The 19141-nt window shown below is 64.6% G+C and carries 14 protein-coding genes; 10 read left to right on the forward strand and 4 right to left on the reverse strand.

Translation table 11 applies throughout. From position 1 onward, the window contains the following. Window positions 1–37: 37 nt before the first annotated feature. Together M3A49_RS31925 and M3A49_RS31930 are read left to right on the forward strand one after the other, a co-directional pair. Window positions 38–463 (forward strand): MarR family transcriptional regulator, encoded by a 426-nt coding sequence (locus M3A49_RS31925; RefSeq protein WP_081771745.1) that lies wholly within the window; start codon window positions 38–40, stop codon window positions 461–463. Between the two features lie 45 nt (window positions 464–508). Further along, window positions 509–850 carry a DHCW motif cupin fold protein gene (locus tag M3A49_RS31930; protein ID WP_254357802.1) on the forward strand — a complete coding sequence of 114 codons (342 nt, stop codon included), beginning with the start codon at window positions 509–511 and terminating at the stop codon, window positions 848–850. A 13-nt stretch (window positions 851–863) separates the two neighbouring features. On the opposite strand, the gene M3A49_RS31935 is transcribed toward M3A49_RS31930, so the two are convergent. From M3A49_RS31935 to M3A49_RS31945, 3 genes are all read right to left on the reverse strand, one after another. Next, on the reverse strand, window positions 864–1994 hold the full coding sequence (locus M3A49_RS31935; protein ID WP_266232525.1) for a DnaJ domain-containing protein: 1131 nt from the start codon (window positions 1992–1994) through the stop codon (window positions 864–866). A gap of 118 nt (window positions 1995–2112) precedes the next feature. Next, window positions 2113–3888, reverse strand: a complete 1776-nt coding sequence (locus tag M3A49_RS31940; RefSeq protein WP_266232526.1) for a cobaltochelatase CobT-related protein — start codon at window positions 3886–3888, stop codon at window positions 2113–2115. A gap of 14 nt (window positions 3889–3902) precedes the next feature. Beyond that, a complete protein-coding gene (locus M3A49_RS31945) occupies window positions 3903–5132 on the reverse strand; it encodes an AAA family ATPase (protein WP_266232527.1) in 1230 nt (409 codons plus the stop codon). A 336-nt stretch (window positions 5133–5468) separates the two neighbouring features. On the opposite strand from M3A49_RS31945, the gene M3A49_RS31950 reads away from it, so the two are divergent. The 5 genes from M3A49_RS31950 to M3A49_RS31970 all read left to right on the forward strand — a co-directional run bounded on the left by M3A49_RS31950 (window position 5469) and on the right by M3A49_RS31970 (window position 10707). Then, a complete protein-coding gene (locus M3A49_RS31950) occupies window positions 5469–5600 on the forward strand; it encodes a hypothetical protein (protein WP_266232528.1) in 132 nt (43 codons plus the stop codon). 52 nt (window positions 5601–5652) lie between these two features. After that, entirely contained in the window at window positions 5653–6270 is a 618-nt protein-coding gene (locus M3A49_RS31955; RefSeq protein WP_266232529.1) for a lasso peptide biosynthesis B2 protein, read from the forward strand. A gap of 7 nt (window positions 6271–6277) precedes the next feature. Beyond that, window positions 6278–8014, forward strand: coding sequence for an asparagine synthase-related protein (locus M3A49_RS31960; RefSeq protein WP_266232530.1), 1737 nt, complete (start codon window positions 6278–6280; stop codon window positions 8012–8014). Window positions 8015–8117: 103 nt separating this feature from the next. Further along, window positions 8118–9848, forward strand: a complete 1731-nt coding sequence (locus M3A49_RS31965; protein ID WP_266232531.1) for an ATP-binding cassette domain-containing protein — start codon at window positions 8118–8120, stop codon at window positions 9846–9848. 46 nt (window positions 9849–9894) lie between these two features. After that, window positions 9895–10707 (forward strand): AraC family transcriptional regulator, encoded by an 813-nt coding sequence (locus tag M3A49_RS31970; protein ID WP_266232532.1) that lies wholly within the window; start codon window positions 9895–9897, stop codon window positions 10705–10707. A gap of 25 nt (window positions 10708–10732) precedes the next feature. Here the strand turns inward: M3A49_RS31970 and M3A49_RS31975 are convergent, their stop codons facing one another. Continuing rightward, window positions 10733–10954 carry a hypothetical protein gene (locus M3A49_RS31975; RefSeq protein ID WP_266232533.1) on the reverse strand — a complete coding sequence of 74 codons (222 nt, stop codon included), beginning with the start codon at window positions 10952–10954 and terminating at the stop codon, window positions 10733–10735. 370 nt (window positions 10955–11324) lie between these two features. On the opposite strand from M3A49_RS31975, the gene M3A49_RS31980 reads away from it, so the two are divergent. The 3 genes from M3A49_RS31980 to M3A49_RS31990 are packed head-to-tail and all read left to right on the forward strand — an operon-like array spanning window position 11325 to window position 19129. Beyond that, the gene (locus M3A49_RS31980; protein WP_266232534.1) at window positions 11325–12641 is read left to right on the forward strand and encodes an efflux RND transporter periplasmic adaptor subunit; all 1317 of its coding nucleotides are present in this window, start codon (window positions 11325–11327) and stop codon (window positions 12639–12641) included. Window positions 12642–12659: 18 nt separating this feature from the next. Next, window positions 12660–15818: an efflux RND transporter permease subunit gene (locus M3A49_RS31985; RefSeq protein WP_266232535.1), complete on the forward strand. Its 3159-nt coding sequence runs from the start codon at window positions 12660–12662 to the stop codon at window positions 15816–15818. Next, window positions 15815–19129, forward strand: coding sequence for an efflux RND transporter permease subunit (locus M3A49_RS31990; protein ID WP_266232536.1), 3315 nt, complete (start codon window positions 15815–15817; stop codon window positions 19127–19129). Before M3A49_RS31985 ends, M3A49_RS31990 begins: the two co-directional genes overlap by 4 nt. The last annotated feature ends 12 nt before the right edge of the window (window positions 19130–19141 follow it).

The following is a 19141-nucleotide window of genomic DNA, read 5'->3' on the forward strand; positions in this document are numbered from 1 at the left end:
CAACCGGCTCTTCTTCCGGCTCTATCAATGCGCAAACATGTTGCATAAAACCGGCACGCGCGCCGTGGAAGCCGAGGGTTTGACCACGCAGCAATGGGCAGTGCTCGGCGCGCTCTCGCGCCCGGAAGCCCAGCCGGGGATGAGCGTGGGCGATCTCGCGCGCTATTTGATGGTGAGCCGCCAGAATCTCTCGGGCCTGATCAGCCGGATGGAACGCGACGGCCACGTGAGTACTCAGGCGGATGCGCGCGATCGCCGCTCGCGCCTCGTTTGCATGACCGGGCCGGGCCGCAAGCTATGGGTTGCGCAGGCCACGCCGAAAATCGAGGCGTACTACGAAGCCGTGCTGGACAATTTTTCGTCGGACGACATGACGCACACGCTGCACTATCTGCTGAAGCTGCTCGATAACATGAAGCGTGTGGACGAGCGAGAGCGCGTGGCGGACGACGACGATGCGTGAGCCTGCTCCGCTACACTCTGACGTAACGCACAAGGAGAAAACCGCATGAAGATGGACGCATTTCGCTTCGGCACCACCGACTGGTCCAGCGTCGAACCCACCCAACACAACGGGGAAACGGGCATGGCCACCTGGCGCACGCGTTTCTTCGGCGACGAAGCCGACCCGATCCGCGTGCGTATGGTCGAGTATTCGCCGGGCTACCTCGCGGATCACTGGTGCAAGAAGGGGCACATTCTGTTCTGCCTCGAAGGCGAACTCGAAACCACGCTCGACGACGGGCGCAAGTTCGTCCTCACGCCCGGCATGAGCTATCAGGTGGGCGACAACGCCGAGGCGCACCAGTCGTACACGCGCACGGGTGCGAAGCTTTTCGTCGTCGATTGAAAGCGACGCCGCTTCAGCGCGGCGCGCCGAGATCGGCGTCGAGCCGCTTGCGCAGGTCGCGCACCACACGCGCGGCGGGAACGAGCCACCACGTGGGCGCGGCCACGGAGAAGTCGTACGCGAGCGCCGTCTGCGCGGCGCCGGTCGTGTGCGCCCCGCAGCGGAACGCCACCATGTGGCGTCGCGTGGCGGTTTGCGAGCCAGGCGAGAAGCGCATGACCGCACGCAGCGCGAATTGCGTATCGTCGGGTGCGGCCTCGTACGATTCGATACTCCACTCCGCTCCGTAGTGCGCCTCGTGACGCAACGCCGCGCTCACGCGCCGGCGCGTTTCATCGGCAGGCAAGGCCACGGGGTGCTCGCGCCCGGCGCGCCCGGCGCGAAACAGCGTGCGCTGCGACCAGCCCCAGCCGAACGTGAGCACCACGCCGCCCGCCACGAGCGCCCACTGCAGAATATGCGTGAGCCAGCGGCCAACCTCGAAGCGCGCAATGGGCGCGAGCAGCAAGCCCGCGATCCAGTGCGCGGCAACGAAGATCACGATGCACGCGAACACGCTCGCGGAGAGTGTGAGCAGCCAGCCCCGCGACGGGTCGTCGAATTTCGCAAACAGGAAATCGCGCACACCGCCTGAACGCGCGTGCACGTCATCGGTTTCGGGCGCGGTTGCGCCCTGCGGCTCGCCTGGCTGCGCGGCATCCGCTTCGTCGCGCAGCCCCGTGAGTTCGCCGTGCAGCGAGTCGCGTTCGGTCCGCATGCGCTGGATCTCGTCGAGGGTACGCGTGCGCTCGGCGCGCAGCCCGTCCAGCTCGGCGCGCACGCGTTCACGCTGCGCCAGCAGCGCCTGCATCTGCGCGTGCAGTTCGTCGGCCTGCGCCACGCTCAGCGCGGAGCGGCTCACCGGCGGCGCATGATGCACGGACCAGTACGCCTCGAGCAGCTCGCGCGCTTCCTTGACGCGCTTGAACTGGTCGTCGGCCCAGCGCATCGAGGCGGCCGTGGGGTGCCGCCATTTGTCGGGATGCAGGATCTGCGCGAGATGGCGATAGTGATGCTTGATGTCCGCCTCGCTCGCCCCCGGCTCCAGATCGAGCCGGTAGTAGAGGCGGTCGTAATCCACGGGTCGGTAATTGCGGCCTGGCATGACCTGTATCTATTCGTCAGTGGATGGGTTGGCAGGCGGCGCAACGCCTGCCCTGCTCAAGTTAGCGCAATGCGCCCAGTCCGGCAAGGAAAGCGCCGCTGCCATTGCCCGCCCGGTTTCAGTGCGGCCGGCCCGCGAGCAGGCAGCTCAACGTCGCGAACGCGGTGGCCGGCAGTTCGTGCAGCTTGCGTACGACCACGGCATGCGGATAGAACGCCTCGACTGCGTCGTCCAGGATGCCGATGCCGACCAGCTCGATACCCTGCTCCTTGACCGCCTGCACGCGTGCGAGCAGGTCGCTGCGCAACACAGTCGGGTCGCCGTCGCTCGTCGAAGGATAGCCGTCCGAGAGGACAAAAAGCAGCCGCCGGCGCGCCTTGCGCTGCGCGAGCCGGGACGCCGCCCAGGCGAGCGCTTCGCCGTCGGGGTTCTCGTGGCCGCACTCGATGGCCGCGAGTCCGCTCAGGTCGCGCGAGTCGAAGCGCTTGAACACGCGCAGATCCAGCCGCTCGACAAAGCGGTTATAGGCCCGCAGATCGGCGCCGGCGGCGCGTTCGCGCTCGTAGCGCGCGCGCATTTCCGGCGCTTCGGTCGAGCTGTAGCCGAGCACTTCCGAATCGAAGGCGAGTTGCGTTAGCGCGTCGGCGAGCGCCGCCGCGCACAGGCGCGCCAGCTCGATCTTGCGGCCCGCCATCGAGCCGCTCAGGTCGAGCAGCAGCGTGACGACCGTGTCGCGCCCGCTCGCATGACGCGCCACGCGAAACGGCGTGCGGTAGCCGCGCGAGGCGGCGAGACGCGCGAGCGCCGCGCGGTCGATCTCGCCGCGCTCCTGCTCGCGCTTCCAGTGCGTGAGCTCGTCGGCCTTGAGCAGGCGCTCGAACTGGGCCTTGAGCGCGCCGGTCTCCGCGCGCGCCAAGGCGCGCAGCTTGCGCCAGGCGGCGGCGTCGCCGCGGCCCGTGAGATCGGTGACGGCGTCGTAAGCCGTGGTCAGCGGGAGCGACAAACGTGGCCGCCCTGGCGCGGGGCTGCGATTCATGGCGGCGTGAGGCGCATCCGCTTCGGAAAGCGCTGCGCCGGAGGCGGAATCGGACTCGGCGCTCGCGCGTGCCGAAGCGCCACCAGCACCTTCGCGGGCGTCATCTGGCTGCAAAGCGCCGCCCGGCGGCTCGATCTCGCCTTCCTCGCCGAATACGTCCATCGCCTGCGCGAGCCGCGCCGCTTCGTCGTCGAGCCCTTCGGACAGGCCCGCCGTCTGCATCATGTTGTTCGCGCCGCGCGACGCGAGCGAGCGCACGCCCGCCACGATCGCCGCGGCGGCGCTCAGGCTGGCGCGCGTCGACTGGCTTGCGCGGGCCGCGCCGAGCGGAGCGTCGATCGCGCGCAGCGCGGCGGCAAGCGCCGCGGCATCGCGCTCCAGCACGCCCGGCGCATCGTCCCACAGCGTACGCTCGATCGCCCAGGCAAGGCGCTCGCGCCACGCCAGTTTCGACCAGTGCCGCGCGACCGCCTCGCCGCGCTGCGTACGCCAGCTGTGGGCGTAGCGTTGCGCACCAGGAAACGCCCGCGCGAGCTGCGCGAGCACGCGACGGTCCTCGATCGCCTGCGCAATGCGCCCCGTCACGCCGGCTTGCGGCGTGTCGAGACGCGCCGCTTCGCTGTAGCGATGCCGCGCCGCCAGCAAATCGAGCGCGCCGAGCAGTGCGGCTTCATTTGCGCCTTCACTCGCGAGGCGCGCGGGCAGCACGAAGCGTTCGCCTTCCACGCGCGGCTCGCCCGCGCCGAACGTCACGCTCACGCGCGAGTCGCCGGTCAGCACCCGCGCCAGACGGCCGAGCGCGCCGTCGGGATCGGCGCACGCCGTCAAACGTTCTGTTTCGTCCCGCAAGCTGGACACAGGCGCCTCCGCACTCACGCGTCGAAGATCACGTGATGCCGGATGACGCTGCGGATGAGCGCCGCGTCGTCCGCGCTCACCTTCGCGTAGATCGCCGGCCTCGCTGCGCGTTCGACATCGCCGGTGCGCAGCATGAGTTCGGCCCAGTCGATCAAGCGCCGCGTGGAGAATGCGCTCGCGAGATCCTCGCGGGTGAACGCGGCCCGGCAGTCGGCGGCGATGGCAGCGAGCGTGTGCGCGAGCGGCCGCGTGAGCACCGGCAGCGTGCGCAGCAATACTTCGGTTTCCTCTTCAAGTGAGAGATAGTCGAACACGTAGACGCGCCAGCGGTCGAGAAACGCCTCGTTGAGCAGGTTCGCGCCCTGGTACAGATGGCGGTACGCGCTCATCGCGCCCGCGGCGTTCGCGGTGGCGAAGAGGCGGAACGACGGATGCGGCTCGACGATTTCGTTGCCGCGCTCCTTGAGCAGCAGGCGGCCGTTCGGTTCCAGCACGGCGGTGAGTACCGCGAGAATGGACGGCTCGGCAAAGTCGAGTTCGTCGATGACGAGCCAGTGGCCCTCGCGCATCGCCACGGGCAGCACGCCGTCCACCCAGATCGTCTCGCCGCCCTTCACGGTCCAAAATCCCACGAAGTCGCCTATGGTGGTCTGGCCGTTCATGTTCGCGCGCAGCACGCCATAGTCCGCGCGCGCCGCCACCTGCTCGATGAAGCTCGTCTTGCCCGAGCCCGTATGGCCGATCAGCATGACGCGGCGATTTTCTACGATGTCCTGAACGATGTCGTTGCCGCGCTCGGTGAAGAGGTAGGCCGCATTCACGCGCGGCACCAGCGCGTTTGGCTCGCCGCGCGGCAGGTCTATAGGGCCGATGCGGACGGTGGGCGTGTGGGTTTGCGGCCTGGCTCGAGCCGCTTTGGCCTCGCGCGCCGCTTCGACGGCCCGCTGCAACGCTGCCGAAAATGTGCTGCCCGCTTGTGTGGCTCGCGCCTCAACGGCGCGCTGCGCTTCGGAAACGAAGCCCTCGCGACGCCACTTGAGCAGTTTCGCTTCGAGATTGTCGAGATCGATTTCGGTGTCGATGTCGATGTCGACTTCACCGTCCTCGCCCTGGCCGTGCTCGATGCGATACATGTGCGCGCGTTCGGAAGGCGTGACGCGCCACCATTCGCGCGCCTGGCCGGCGCCGCGGGTGTAGAGGCCAAGCGGGGCTTCGTCTTGTAGTGCGGGATCGGTGGCGTTCATGGGAGAAGAAGCGGGCAGCGTGGCGCGGTAAGTCGCCCTATCTTACCCGCGCCTGCCGCAGGTGCGCAAAAAGCTACGGACAACGTGCGCACTCGCGATAATCTTCGCTTCTTCAGAGATTGAGTTGCTCCATCAACAATCGAGGTACGTCAATTCCTCGATCGAGAATCTGTTTCAAAGCCCATGCCAAAAGCATCAGAAATAAGAGAAATCGAAATTACATTTAATCGAGATCATAAGATCTTATTCATTCTTGCACCACCACATTGAATAACAAAAATTTGACTACTAGGCTTGTTATGCAGCAATTCCGCTGCCAGCCAAGGAGAAGCACTGATGAATTACGATACCGATCTGATGGAAATTCTTGAAATTTCCGATGTTGAATCGGCGAATGCCACGGACAGCACGATGGGCACCCCTGGCGGGGCTATGCTTGAAGGCATTTCATGGGTATACGTCGAATAAGGCACTTAACTTACGGCCGTCTTCCGCCTCATGAAAATGAGGCGGCTATGTCATGAAAATACCGCCGCAAAATATGAACTTCGTCTGGTTCGATGATCAACTCATCGGGCTCGATATTGCGCACGACCGCTATATAGTGCTGCCGCCCGATCAATCCAGGACATTCATCGCAAAACATCTGGCGATTTCCGCCTGCCGCTACGACGCCCAGACTTGCGCGCCACCCCAGCTTTCAGGCGTTCCCGTCAACTGCTGGAAATTATCGCCAGGACAGGTGCGGAATCGCCTCAACATTATTGAATCGGCGATATTATTTACCACTCTCCACAAAGTCCACGAAACCTCAAGAAATCACCGATTATCCGGTCTCCTTCAGCTCATTGAATCGGAGCGCATTCAGCGAAAAAACAAGCGAATAATACGAAATGAAAATGATCTCGCAGCGTCACTCAACCTCACCTGCTTTCTTTATCCCGTAAAAACCAAATGTCTGGAATGGGCGTGCACGCTGATTATCGCGGGCTACCGCTATGGACTGGACATGAAGCTGGTAATCGGTATTCAAAACAGGCCTTTCTTTGCGCATGCCTGGGCCGAACTGGATGGTCGCGTCGTGGGCGACGACCCCGCGCGTCGACGTCAACTCGCCGTAATCCATGAAATGACCTAGGCCGCCAATGATCAACGCCACCCTCTACGCACGCGATCGCCGGCACGCGTGCGGCGATGCCCCGACTGCGCGCACATGGACCTCCGGTGCAGATCGCGTCGCCAGCTTTCGCATTGCCCGCCAGGGAAGCGTCGATTCCCCAGTAAGGTTCGGCGAGAGCGCAGCAGCCTCGTGGTGCATCGCCGGTCAAATCTTCTCACTGTCACAGGGGTCGCCTGCCCGTGAAACGGACCTGGTGACAACATTGCTGCATGACGGCGAAAGAGTGCCTGAGCGATATTGGGGCACCTATGCCATCGTCGTCTACGATCGGCAAAGAGACCGCTTTCTGGGTTTCTCTGATCCCTGCGGCCAGTTCCCCGTCTATTACTCAACCGGCGCAAATGGCGAACTCAATCTGGCATCCGACGCCGCGGATTTGACGCCCGGCGAGCGGGACGTCGCGCAACCGAATATCTCCTGGCTCCACGGCTATCTAACGTACGGCTATGGCGAAGCGCACGAGACGGGCTGGAAGGGTATCTCCCTGCTTCCGCCGGGCACTCTGCTCACGTTCAAAGGCGGCAATCTCCAATTCTCGAGACTCTGGTCGCCAGCCAAGCCAACTCGTCCTCGGATGAACGATGACCCCATAGCCGTGCTCACCACTGTCGTCAGTTCTCTACTCGAGTCCGTGCCAGAGGCAATACTCGAGTTGTCCGGTGGCATAGAGTCAACGGCGCTTGCCGTTGCCTTGCATCGTGCAGGCCTTTCCACGCGAATTATCGCCGTCACACATTTCGATCCGCGTCGATCATCGTCGAATGAAATATCCGTCGCTCGAAGCGTGGCCAGCCACTGCAAGTTGCGATACAAGACCTTTCCCTTGCTCGCGCAGTTACCGTTTGCGCCAGTTTCAATCATCCCGTTTGTTGCGCGCCCTTCAACACAACTGTGCTTCCTTGCGCAGTCCAGCAGTCTTGCTAACGCCGGCCATGCGCGAGCAGACGGGACACTTGTAAACGGGCACGGAGGCGATGCCTTGTTCCTCGCGCCACCACCCTTTGGCGTCGCCCTGGACGCGGCCGCCAGCTTCCGGCTTCTGCGAGCAGCCGCGGTCGTGCGTGATCTCGCCATCACGTATCGAGTCCCGATCTGGACTGCCATCGAACGATCAATGCGTGCGACGACGCAATATTTCCGCGGCGCACTTGGGCAACATGCCTCGCTTGATGTCGTGCAAGCCTATCCGTTGCCGGCGCCGCACGGCGTGTATGACGATGTACTGGCACAAGGGCAGTTGCGCTTGCGCCCAGGCCGGCGGTACCAGATCGCCGCCCTCGGAGCGACGCTCGACGAAACGGTCGTTCAAGTCCGTCCGACCGCACGCAGGCCGATTCTGCCGTTTCTCTCACAGCCGATCATTGAGCTTGCATTACGGACGCCCCTCGAGGATCTCTTCACGGGCTACCATAATCGGTTGACCATTCGGCGTTCGGCCTACGCGACATCAAAGCTGCCGAATCTCTGGCGAACCGACAAGGGGGACACGACGCACTCCGCCCTCCAAGGGCTTCATGTTCACTACGACCACGTCCGCGAGACTTGTCTCGATGGATTCTGCGTTGCTAAATCTCTGGTGCATCGGCAGTCGTTGGAAAGACTCATCAAACGCGCAGCGCTGGGATTCCCAGATGGTCTTTGCGAGATCACGCGTATCTATGCAACTGAGATATTCCTGCAAGGAGCCGGGCACAGGTCATAGCTGTCTACACACGTGCACATAACTTAGCCCGTGCCTGCATGACATGTCGACATTTTCATCGTAGTCGCAAACCCACATCACTCGCAATTCCCGAGGGGCCCGCATGTCGTTTCCGTTGGAGTTGGTACGCGAATACATCGCCGCGTACCGGATTGCCGTTAACCACGACAAGGCACTTCCCGCTCGCTTTGCTGCGGCAACGCTGGTGATGATCGCCGTCGTCGCTCTCGAAAGCGCAGTGCCGTGGCTATTGCGAGAAAGCACAAACGCGCTCTCGGTCGAGCGAGCCCCTGGCTTCGGGGGAGCCGCCGTCACGCTCGCTGGCGTCTATGGCCTATGCTGGACCGCAGCACGCGTCTCGGAGTGGGTCAAAACAATATTCTCGTCCGCCACGCTTGCCCGATCCGACGCCGCGTTTCAGAAAGCCTACTATGCGCATCTTATTCGCGTCGAATACGCCCGGCTCGCGACGATCGATCCTGGCGCGATGGTATCGGTCATCGCCAGGAGCCGCACCGCTTTCAGTGCAATCACATTGACCCTCTTCTGGGTAATCGTGCCTGCGCTCTTCCAGCTCGTTGTCACGGCATCGATTCTTTGGCGCGTGACCAACCTCGCATTTGCAGCCGCGTTCGTCGGCGCAATCGGTGCACTGTTCGTGGCGACGTGGCGGCTCGCTGCGAGAACGAAAGGCGCGCACGCCCAGATTTTCGATGCATCCAATCTTCTCTCCAGCCATCTCGTGGAACGGCTAGGTTTTATGCTAGACATCAAATTGAACAACGCCTACGAGCGCGAAGAAGCCGGACTCGACCGCATCCTTGCCCGTTATGTCGCACAAATTTCGCACGGCAATGCACGGCTTGCGCTGCTGCTTGCAGCGCAAGCGTTTTTCACCGGGCTCGTGCTGACAATCTTCACGATCGTCGCGGCGACATCGGTCACGAGCGGCGTTTTCCGAATCGGCGATTTTGTAATGATTACCGGTTATGTCGTGGCGCTGACCGCGCCATTCACCGGCCTCGCCGCTTCGCTTTCCGATTTGCGCAGAAATCAGCTTGCCTTGCACGAAGGCCTCGGCATTCTTGCACTGCCACCCGAGCCGGGTGGCGTCGAGGTCGCAATTGCGCTCGACGCAAACCCCGTTTATGCCCTTTCGGATGTCAATATTTCATTCGGAAAGCGAACTATTTTTCGCGGAGCCAACCTTATCGCGAATCGAGGCGAGGTAACCGTCCTGATCGGGCCATCTGGACATGGCAAGTCGACACTCGTCAATCTGATGCTCGGCCTCTTGCGCCCCGAACGCGGGCGAGTCGAGTTGAATGGCGTGGACGTTTCTACACTCTCTCCGGCTTCGATATCGCGGATTGTCGCGGTCGTTCCGCAAAATCCGCTGATCATCAGCGGAACGCTCCGTGAAAATCTCGCTTTCGGCTGCGCTGACCCGCCGCCCGACGAGCAATTGCTGGCGCTGGTCTGCGCGCTGGAACTGCAAGGACTAGCCGGCGAGTCGGGCGGTAACGTACTCGACGTCATCCTCGGCGTACAGGGCAGAGCGCTTTCCGGCGGCGAAAGGCAACGTGTCGCGCTGGGTCGCGCGCTTGCGCGCCGCACTTCAGTCATCGTCCTCGACGAGCCAACCTCTTCACAGGATCCGTCCCGCGAGGCGCGTGTGCTGGAACAGGTCCGCCGTCGCGTTCCGACGATCGTCGCGATCACACATCGTGAAGCGTTGCTGGAAATGGCAGATCGTATCTATCGGGTTGATGAAGGGTGCGTCGTCGAATCGGGTGCCAGAAGAAAAGCGGCCACGACCAGTCAGAGCGGATAATGTCGCGGAGCACTCGCCACACCGCAATTCACCCGGAGCCCCGCCCATGCCACAAGCCGCGCCACCCGAACTCGACGACGAGCCCGGACGCGGCCGCTCGCTCGCACGCCACTACCCGCGCGGCCTCCAGATCGAGCCGCACACGCATACGTGGGCGCAGGTGCTCTACGCCGTCTCCGGGGTGATGTGGGTCGAGGTGGAGCGCGAAGCGCTCGTCGTGCCGCCGCAGCGCGCCGTATGGCTGCCTCCCGGCACGCAGCACGCCATCCACATGCTGAGCGCCGTCGAGATGCGCAACCTCTATCTGCACGAATGCGACAGCCGGCACCTGAGCGAGCGGTGCGAAGTGTTCGAGATCAACGGCCTGCTGCGCGAACTCATCACGCGCCTCGCGGAACGCACTCGCGAAGATGACGCCTGGCTAGACGCGGCCCATCGCCTCGCATCGATCGAACTCGCCCACGCGCCGCGCTCCACGCTGCGCATTCCGCTGCCCGATGCGTCCGACCGCCGCCTCGCCACGCTGTGCCGCGCGGTGATCGACAACCCTTCGGCCGATATCGGCTTCGAACAGCACGCGGCATGGGTGGGCGCGAGCGTGCGCACGCTCTCGCGGCTCTTCACGCGCGAGCTTGGCATGGGGTTTGCGAAATGGCGCCGCCAGGTGCAACTCGCACTCGCGGTGTCGCGCCTCGCGGAAGGCGAGCCCGTGAGTGCCGTGGCGCACAGGCTGGGCTTTCTGCCCAGCAGCTTCAGCGACATGTTCCGCCGCGAACTGGGCGTTGCGCCCAGCGAGTTCCGGCCCGCCGGCACCCTTGGCGGCACAGCGGGTTTCGCGGAGGAAAGCGCGGCGCAGTAACGCGCGCGTAGCCGCGTGGCGCGGCTCAATGCGGCGGCAGATCGCCCACTAGCGGAAACATGTCGGGCGTATAGCCCATATTGAAGTAACCGGCCCGTGCATAGGTGGCGATTCGTTCGAGCTGCTCGGTTGCGCGCGACGCGTCGCGCAGTTCGGGCTCATCGGCTTGCGGCGTGGGCGGCGGCCGGTTCGCCCGGCCGCGCCGCGCGAACCACGCCGACACGGACAGCATCGACAGCTTCGACATTGCGGACTCCTTGCAAGGCGTTGATCCCTTCCAATCTAGACAGTCGGAGGCGCGCACGCAAACAAGCATTTCTGCGATGCATTGCACACCCCGGCCGATGCCCATACTTTTATCCGGCCCGCCCGCTGTAATCCCGCGAAAACCTTACAAATAACTAACGTTTCGAAATTGGCGCACGAGTTGGTTAGACTGCGAGTCTCGGCCTTCGCCGCACGGTGAGGCACGGCTTCGACGGCATAACAATCATGAGAATGCGTATGCAGCAACTCGACAGTCACCGGCAGCAATTCGCGGCGGCCAAGCCGTTGAGCGCGCCGACTTCGTTTCTCCGCACCGCCTCGCGCGGTGGTCCGACCTCCTGGAGGCAGGCATGAGCGACGTCCCTCAGACGCAACCCGCGCCGCCACCTCCACCGCCGCCGCCCGCACCGCCCCCGCAGGCGCCGAAGCGCCGCCGGCTCGGTCCGCTCATTCTCGCCATTGTCGTGATCCTGCTGAGCGTGCTCGTGATCGTGCACATCATGCGCAACAAGAAGACGGAGCACGGCGCGGCGCCGCAGGTCGTGACCGTGGCCGCCGCCACGCTCGGACCCATGCCCGTGACGCTCAACGCGCTCGGCACCGTCACGCCTGTCGCCACTGTCACGGTTCTGCCGCAAATCAGCGGCTACCTCACCGAGGTGGGCTACAAGGAAGGCCAGGATGTCGTGAAGGGGCAGTTCCTCGCGCAGATCGACCCGCGCCAGTACGAGATCAGCAAGGAGCAGGCGCTCGCGCAGCTCGCCAAGGACCAGGCCCTGCTGGCGCAGGCGCGCGCCGACCTCGCGCGCTACACGCAGTTGAACGCAAAGCAGTCGATCGCCGCGCAGACCTACAGCGACCAGCAGTTCCTCGTCAAGCAGTATGAAGCCGCGGTGCAGGCCGACAAGGCGAACGTCAGGCTGTTCGAGCTCGATCTGATCTATTGCCGCATCACGGCGCCGGTCTCGGGGCGCGTGGGCCTGCGGCTCGTCGACCCGGGCAACTACGTGACTTCGTCCAGCTCCACGGGCATTGCCGTCATCACGACTATGAAGCCCACCACCGTGCAGTTCGCCATACCGCAAACCTCGCTCGGCAGCGTGCTCGAGCGCGTCAATGCTGGCGCGAAACTGCCGATCACCGTCTTCAGCAGCGACAACACCCGCCAGATCGCCAACGGCACGCTGTTCGCGCTCAGCAACCAGATGGCCACGGCCACCGGCACGGTCACACTGCGCGCGAGCGTGCCCAACGACAGCGAGGCGCTCTTTCCCAACGAGTTCGTCAACGTGCGGCTGTTGGTCGACACGCTGCAGAACGCCGTGCTCGTGCCGACGCCCGCCGTGCAGACCGGCGCGCCCGGCGACTACGTCTACCTCGTGAACGCCGACAACACCGTGTCGGTCCACAAGGTCACGCTCGGCCCGAGCGATGGCCGCTACACGGTGATCTCCGCGGGCTTGCAGCAGGGTCAGCAGGTCGTGACCGACGGCCTCGACCGCCTCAACGACGGCGCGAAGATCCAGCCCGCGGGGCCGAGGCCCGCCACGCACGCGGGCGCGGCCAGTGCGCCGCATCATGGCAGCGCCCCGGGCGCGGCCAGCGAACCCGGCGCCACGGCGCCGAACGCCTCCGACGCGAGCGCCGCGGCCTCGCAAGCGGGTTAAGCCCCGGACCCAGCGCCGATGAATATTTCGCGTCTCTTCATCCTGCGGCCGGTCGCGACTTCGCTCCTGATGATCGCGATGGTGCTGATCGGCCTCGTCGCGATGAAGTTCCTGCCGGTTTCCTCGCTGCCCGCGGTGGACTATCCCACCATCCAGGTGCAGACCTTCTATCCGGGCGCGAGCCCGAACGTGATGGCGACCACCGTCACGGCGCCGCTCGAGGTGCAACTGGGCGAAATCCCGGGCCTGCAGCAGATGATCTCGTACAGCTCCGAGGGCGCCTCGGTCATCACGCTGCAGTTCGACCTCTCGCTGAGCCTCGACGTGGCCGAGCAGAACGTCCAGCAGGCCATCAACGCGGCCAACAGCTTCCTGCCAAGCGGCCTGCCCGCGCCGCCGACCTATGCCAAGGTGAACCCGGCCGACCAGCCTATCCTCACGCTCGCGGTCACGTCGAAGTCGATGTCGCTCACGCAACTGCAGGACGCGGCCAACAACCGTCTCGCCACGAAGATTTCCGAAGTGCCGGGCGTGGGCCTCGTCACCACGGCGGGCGGCAACGTGCCCGCCGTGCGCGTGGAGGCCGACCCGCAGAAGCTCGCCGCCTACGGCCTGAATCTCGACGACCTGCGCACGCTGCTCGCCAACGTCAACGTGAGCAACCCGAAGGGCAACTTCGATGGCCCCGAGCTGAACTACACGATCAATTCGAACGACCAGATCTCGGACCCGAGGGACTACGAAGACACGGTCATTGCCTATCAGAACGGCTCGCCCGTGTTCATGCGCGACGTGGCGCGCGTGTCCACGGCCGCGCAGGACGTGGAGCGCGGCGCCTGGTACAACAAGGCGCCCGCCATCGTGCTGAACGTGCAGCGTCAGCCGGGTGCGAACGTGATCGCCACCGTCAACCAGATCATGCGGGAGTTGCCGCAACTCGAAGCGGCGCTGCCCGCGGGCATGCAGGTCACCGTGGTGTCGAACAGCGTGGGCGTGATCCGCGCTTCGGTGAGCGACGCGGCCTTCGAACTCGTGCTCGCCGTGGCGCTCGTGGTGGCCGTGATCTTCGTGTTCCTGCGCAATCTGCCCGCGACCGTCATTCCGAGCATCTCGGTGCCGGTCTCGCTGATCGGCACGCTCGCGGTCATGTACGAGCTGGGCTACTCGATCGACAACCTCTCGCTGATGGCGCTCATCATCGCCACGGGCTTCGTGGTGGACGACTCGATCGTGATGATCGAAAACATCGTGCGCTACCTCGAGGAAGGCGACAAACCCTTGCAGGCGGCGTTAAAAGGCGCAGGCCAGATCGGTTTCACGATTCTTTCGCTGACGATCTCGCTCATCGCCGTGCTGATTCCGCTACTCTTCATGGGCGGCGTGATCGGCCGCCTCTTCAGCGAATTCGCCGTCACGCTCGCAGTGACCATCGTGCTGTCGGCCGTGGTCTCGCTCACCGTCGTGCCGATGATGTGCGCGCGCATCCTGCGCGCCCAGGCGGAGCGCCACCCCAGCCGTTTCGAGCGCATCAGCGAAGGGCTTTTCAACAAGACGCTCAACGCCTACGAGCGCGGCCTGCGCTGGGTGCTCGACCACCAGACGCTCACGCTCGTCGTGTTCGTGGTGACGGTAGTGCTCACCGGGCTGCTGTACGTCGTGATTCCGAAGGGCCTGTTCCCGGTACAGGACGTGGGCGTGCTGCAAGGCATCAGCGTGGCCGACAACTCCATCTCCTACCAGGCGATGGTGCGGCGCCAGTCCGCACTGGCCGAGGAAATTCTCAAGGACCCCGATGTCGTTTCGCTCACCTCGTACGTGGGCATCGACGGCATCAACAACACCCTCAACAACGGGCGCTTCCTCATCAACCTGAAACCGCACGACGACCGCTCGGAAACCGCCGACGAAATCGGGCGGCGCATTCAGCAGTCGGTCGCGAAGGTGGCGGGCGTGCGCCTTTACATCCAGCCCGAGCAGGACCTCACGCTCGACACCACGGTCTCGCGCAACCAGTACAACTTCGTGCTGCGCGGGCCTGGGCAGGACGCGTTCGACCAGTACGTGCCCGCGCTCATCGCGCGCATGAAGCAGATCTCGTCGATCCGCGACGTGACGAGCGACCTCAACACGGATGGCCTTTCCGTCAACGTCGAAGTGAACCGCCAGCTTGCGGCGCGCTATGGCATCACGGCGGCGACCATCGACAACGCGCTCTACGATGCGCTGGGCCAGCGCATCGTTTCGACCATCTTCCAGCAGTCGGACCAGTACCGCGTGATTCTGGTGGCGAAGCCCGAGGCGCTGCCCACGGTCGAATCGCTTGGCGACCTTTATCTGCCGAGCCAGACGAGCAGCGAAGGCCAGGTGCCGCTCAAGGGCATTGCGAAGATCAGCATTACGCGCTCGCCGCTCATGATCAGCCACCTCGCGCAGTTCCCTTCGGTCACGATCTCGTTCAATCTCGCCGATGGCGCGTCGCTCTCCGCCGCCGTGCGCGACGTGCGCAAGGCGGAGGCCGCCGTGAACCTGCCGCCCTCGATCACCTCGTCGTTCCAGGGCGCGGCGCAGGCGTTCGAGGATTCGCTTGCGAGCGAGGTGTATCTGCTGATCGCCGCGCTCGTGGCCGTGTATATCGTGCTGGGCGTGCTGTACGAGAGCTACGTGCACCCGGTCACGATTCTTTCGACGCTGCCTTCGGCCGGCATTGGCGCGCTGCTCGCGCTGATGATCGCGGGCAAGGACCTCGACGTGATCGGCATTATCGGTATCGTGCTGCTGATCGGCATCGTCAAGAAGAACGCCATCATGATGGTGGACTTCGCGCTCGAAGCCGAACGCGTGCAGGGCAAGCCGCCGCGCGACGCGATCTTCGAAGCGTCGCTGCTGCGCTTCCGGCCTATTCTCATGACCACGCTCGCGGCCATGCTCGGCGCGCTGCCCATGCTGCTCGGCAGCGGCACGGGCTCGGAGCTGCGCCGTCCGCTGGGTCTTGCGATCATCGGCGGGCTCACGCTTTCACAGATGCTCACGCTCTTCACGACGCCCGTGATCTATCTGCTCTTCGATCGGCTGGCCGAACGCTTCGGCCGCAAGCGCAAGCCTGAAAGCCATGCGGGCGGCGATGCGGCCGGCGGTTCCGGCAACGGCGCGCCACCCGCGCCCGAGGGCACGCCGTGAACCTCTCGGCGCTCTTCATCCGGCGGCCGGTCGCGACGTCACTCCTTGCGATCGCGATCCTCATTTCGGGGACGCTCGCCTTTTTCCGGCTGCCGGTCGCGCCGCTGCCCAACATCGCCTACCCGGTGATCGTGGTGCAGGCCAACATGGCGGGCGCGAGCCCGGACATCATGGCGTCCACCGTAGCCGAGCCGCTGGAGCGCCACCTCGGCACCATCGCGGATGTCAGCCAGCTCACCTCGATCAGCAACACGGGTTCGGCGCTCATCGTGGTGGTGTTCGGCCTGAACCGCGACATCAACGGCGCGGCGCGCGACGTGGAAGCGGCTATCCAGGCCGCGCGCGCCGATCTGCCCACCACGCTGCGCAGCAACCCGACCTACCGCCAGTACAACCCCGCGAGCGCGCCGATCATGGTGCTCGCGCTCACCTCGGACACGCTCACCAAGGCGCAGCTCTACGATTCCGCCGATTCGGTCATCCAGCAACAGCTCTCGCAGGTGGACGGCGTGGGCCAGATCACGCTGGGCGGCGGCGCGCTGCCCTCGGTGCGTGTGGAGCTGGAGCCGGGCAAGCTGAACAGCTACGGCATCGGCCTCGAAGACGTGCGCGCGTCCATTGGCGCGGCCAACGCGAACAGCGCGAAAGGCCATATCGACCAGGGCAACCAGCGCTACACGGTGACGTCGAATGACCAGATCAGCAAGGCCGCGCCGTTTCGCGACGTGGTGATCGCCTATCGCAACGGCTCGCCCGTGTTCCTGCGCGACGTGGCTTCCGTCATCGACTCCAACGAAAACATCCGCAACGCGGGTCTCTACAACGGCAAGTCGTCCGTGCTCGTGATCGTCTACCCGATGCCCGGCAGCAATGTCGTGAAGACGGTGCAGCAGATCCGCGCGCGCCTGCCCTCCATCGAGGCCGCGCTGCCCGCCACGATCAAGGTGGACGTGGCGATCGACCGCTCCGAGTCCGTGCGCGCCTCCGTGGCCGACACCGAGCGCACGCTCTTCATCGCGGTGCTGCTCGTGATCGGCGTGGTGTTCGTGTTCCTGCTATCGCCGCGCGCCACGCTGATCCCCGCCGTGGCGCTGCCGCTTTCCATCGTGGGCACGTTCGGACCCATGTACCTGCTCGGCTACAGCATCGACAATCTCTCGCTCATGGCGCTCACCATCGGCACGGGCTTCGTGGTGGACGACGCCGTGGTGGTGCTGGAGAACATCGTGCGCCACATCGAGGCCGGCATGGAGCCGAAGGAAGCGGCGCTCAAGGGCGCGGGCGAAGTGGGATTCACGGTGCTTTCCATGAGCCTGTCGCTCATCGCCGTGTTCCTGCCCATTCTGCTCATGCCCGGCATTGTGGGCCTGCTCTTTCACGAGTTCGCGATGACGCTCTCCATCGCGATCCTCATCTCGCTCGTGATCTCGCTCACTGTCACGCCCACCATGTGCGCCTACGTGCTGAAGCGCGAGACGCTGCACCGCAAGCCCTCGCGCGCGGCCGTGTGGCTCGACGCGCAGTTCGAGCGCTTCAAGCAGTTCTACTCGCGCACGCTCGACGTCGCACTCAATCACGCGCGGCTCACGATCTTCATCCTGTTCGCGCTGCTGGTCGGCAATGTGTTTCTCGCGCGGCTGCTTTCCGGCACGTTCTTCCCCGAGCAGGACACCGGCATTCTGATCGGCCAGATCATCGCGGACCAGAGCATTTCGTTCACGGCGATGGAGAAGAAGCTCGCGCAGTTACAGGCCATCGTGAAGGCCGACCCGGCGGTGCAATCGGTGGCGGGCTTCACGGGCGGGCGCGCGCTCAATTCGGCCACAGTCTTCGTCGAACTGAAGCCGCTCAACGAGCGCCGTCTTACGGCCACCGAGGTCGTGAACCGCCTGCGTCCCAAGCTCAATGCCGTTTCGGGCGCACGGCTTTTCATGCAGGCTCAGCAGGACCTGCAGATCGGCGGCCGGCAGTCGGCGGCCGAGTATCAGTACACGCTCACGAGCGACGACGCCGACGCCCTCTTCACCTGGGTGCCGCGCCTCGTGGACGAGCTGAACAAGCACCGCGGCCAGATGTCGGATGTGAACTCGGACCTGCAGCAAAACGGTCTGGAGGCCTACATGACGGTGCAGCGCACGACCGCCAAGCGCTACGGGTTCGACCCGAACCAGGTGGACAACGTGCTCTACGACGCCTTCGGCCAGCGTACCGTTTCGACCATCTACAACGCGATCAACCAGTACTTCGTCGTGATGGAAGTAGCGCCGCAATACTGGCAGTTTCCGCAGTCGTTCCAGGACATCTGGCTGAGCACGGCGGCCGGCAACGCGAGCGGCGCCGCGCAAACGCAGATGCCGTCGAGCGTCATCTCCGGCGTCACGCCCTTCACGGCCGTGACCACGACCACCGCAGCGAGCGGCACCACCAACGAGCGCAACGCCAACGCGGTGGCCAATCAGCAGAACAACGCGATCGCCAACAGCAAGGGCGGCAGCTCCAGCGGCAGCGCGGACAGCACGGCCGCCGAAACCATGGTGCCGCTCATGGCGCTCATGGACTGGAAGACTCGCCATACGGCCACCCAGGTCAATCACCAGGGCACGGAAGTGGCGGGCACGATTTCGTTCAATCTGCCCAAGGGCGGCTCGCTTTCCGAGGCCGGCACGATCATCGAGCAGGCCGAGCGCGACATCGGCATGCCCGCCTCCATCCACGGCGCGTTCGCGGGCGCGGCGCAGGCCTACGCGCAGTCCATGGGCGTCGTGCCGCTGCTCATTCTCGCCGCGCTCGCCGTGGTCTATATCGTGCTGGGCGTGCTGTACGAGAACACCATCCACCCGCTCACGATTCTCTCCACGCTGCCTTCGGCCGGCATCGGCGCGATTCTCGCCATGCTGATCTTCGGCACGCCGTTCTCGGTGATCGCGATGATCGGCATCATTCTGCTCATTGGTATCGTGAAGAAGAACGGCATCATGATGGTCGACGTCGCCATCCAGTTGCAGCGCAACGAGGGCGTCGAGGCGCGCCGCGCGATTCACGAAGCCGCCGTGGTGCGCCTGCGCCCGATCATGATGACGACCTTCGCGGCCGTGCTCGGCGCGCTGCCGCTCGCCATCGGCATTGGCCAGGGCGCTTCGCTGCGCCAGCCGCTCGGCGTGACGGTGATGGGCGGCCTGCTCCTGAGCCAGGTCTTTACCCTGTACACCACGCCGGTGATTTACCTGTTCCTCGACCGCCTGCGCGCACGCCTCGCGCGCTGGGCCGCGCGCCTGCCGTGGAGTCGCGAGGCCGATGAGAGCGCATCATGATGAAGACTCGCC

The organism is Paraburkholderia sp. CNPSo 3076, from assembly GCF_026343935.1.
In the GTDB taxonomy this organism is placed as follows: domain Bacteria; phylum Pseudomonadota; class Gammaproteobacteria; order Burkholderiales; family Burkholderiaceae; genus Paraburkholderia; species Paraburkholderia nodosa.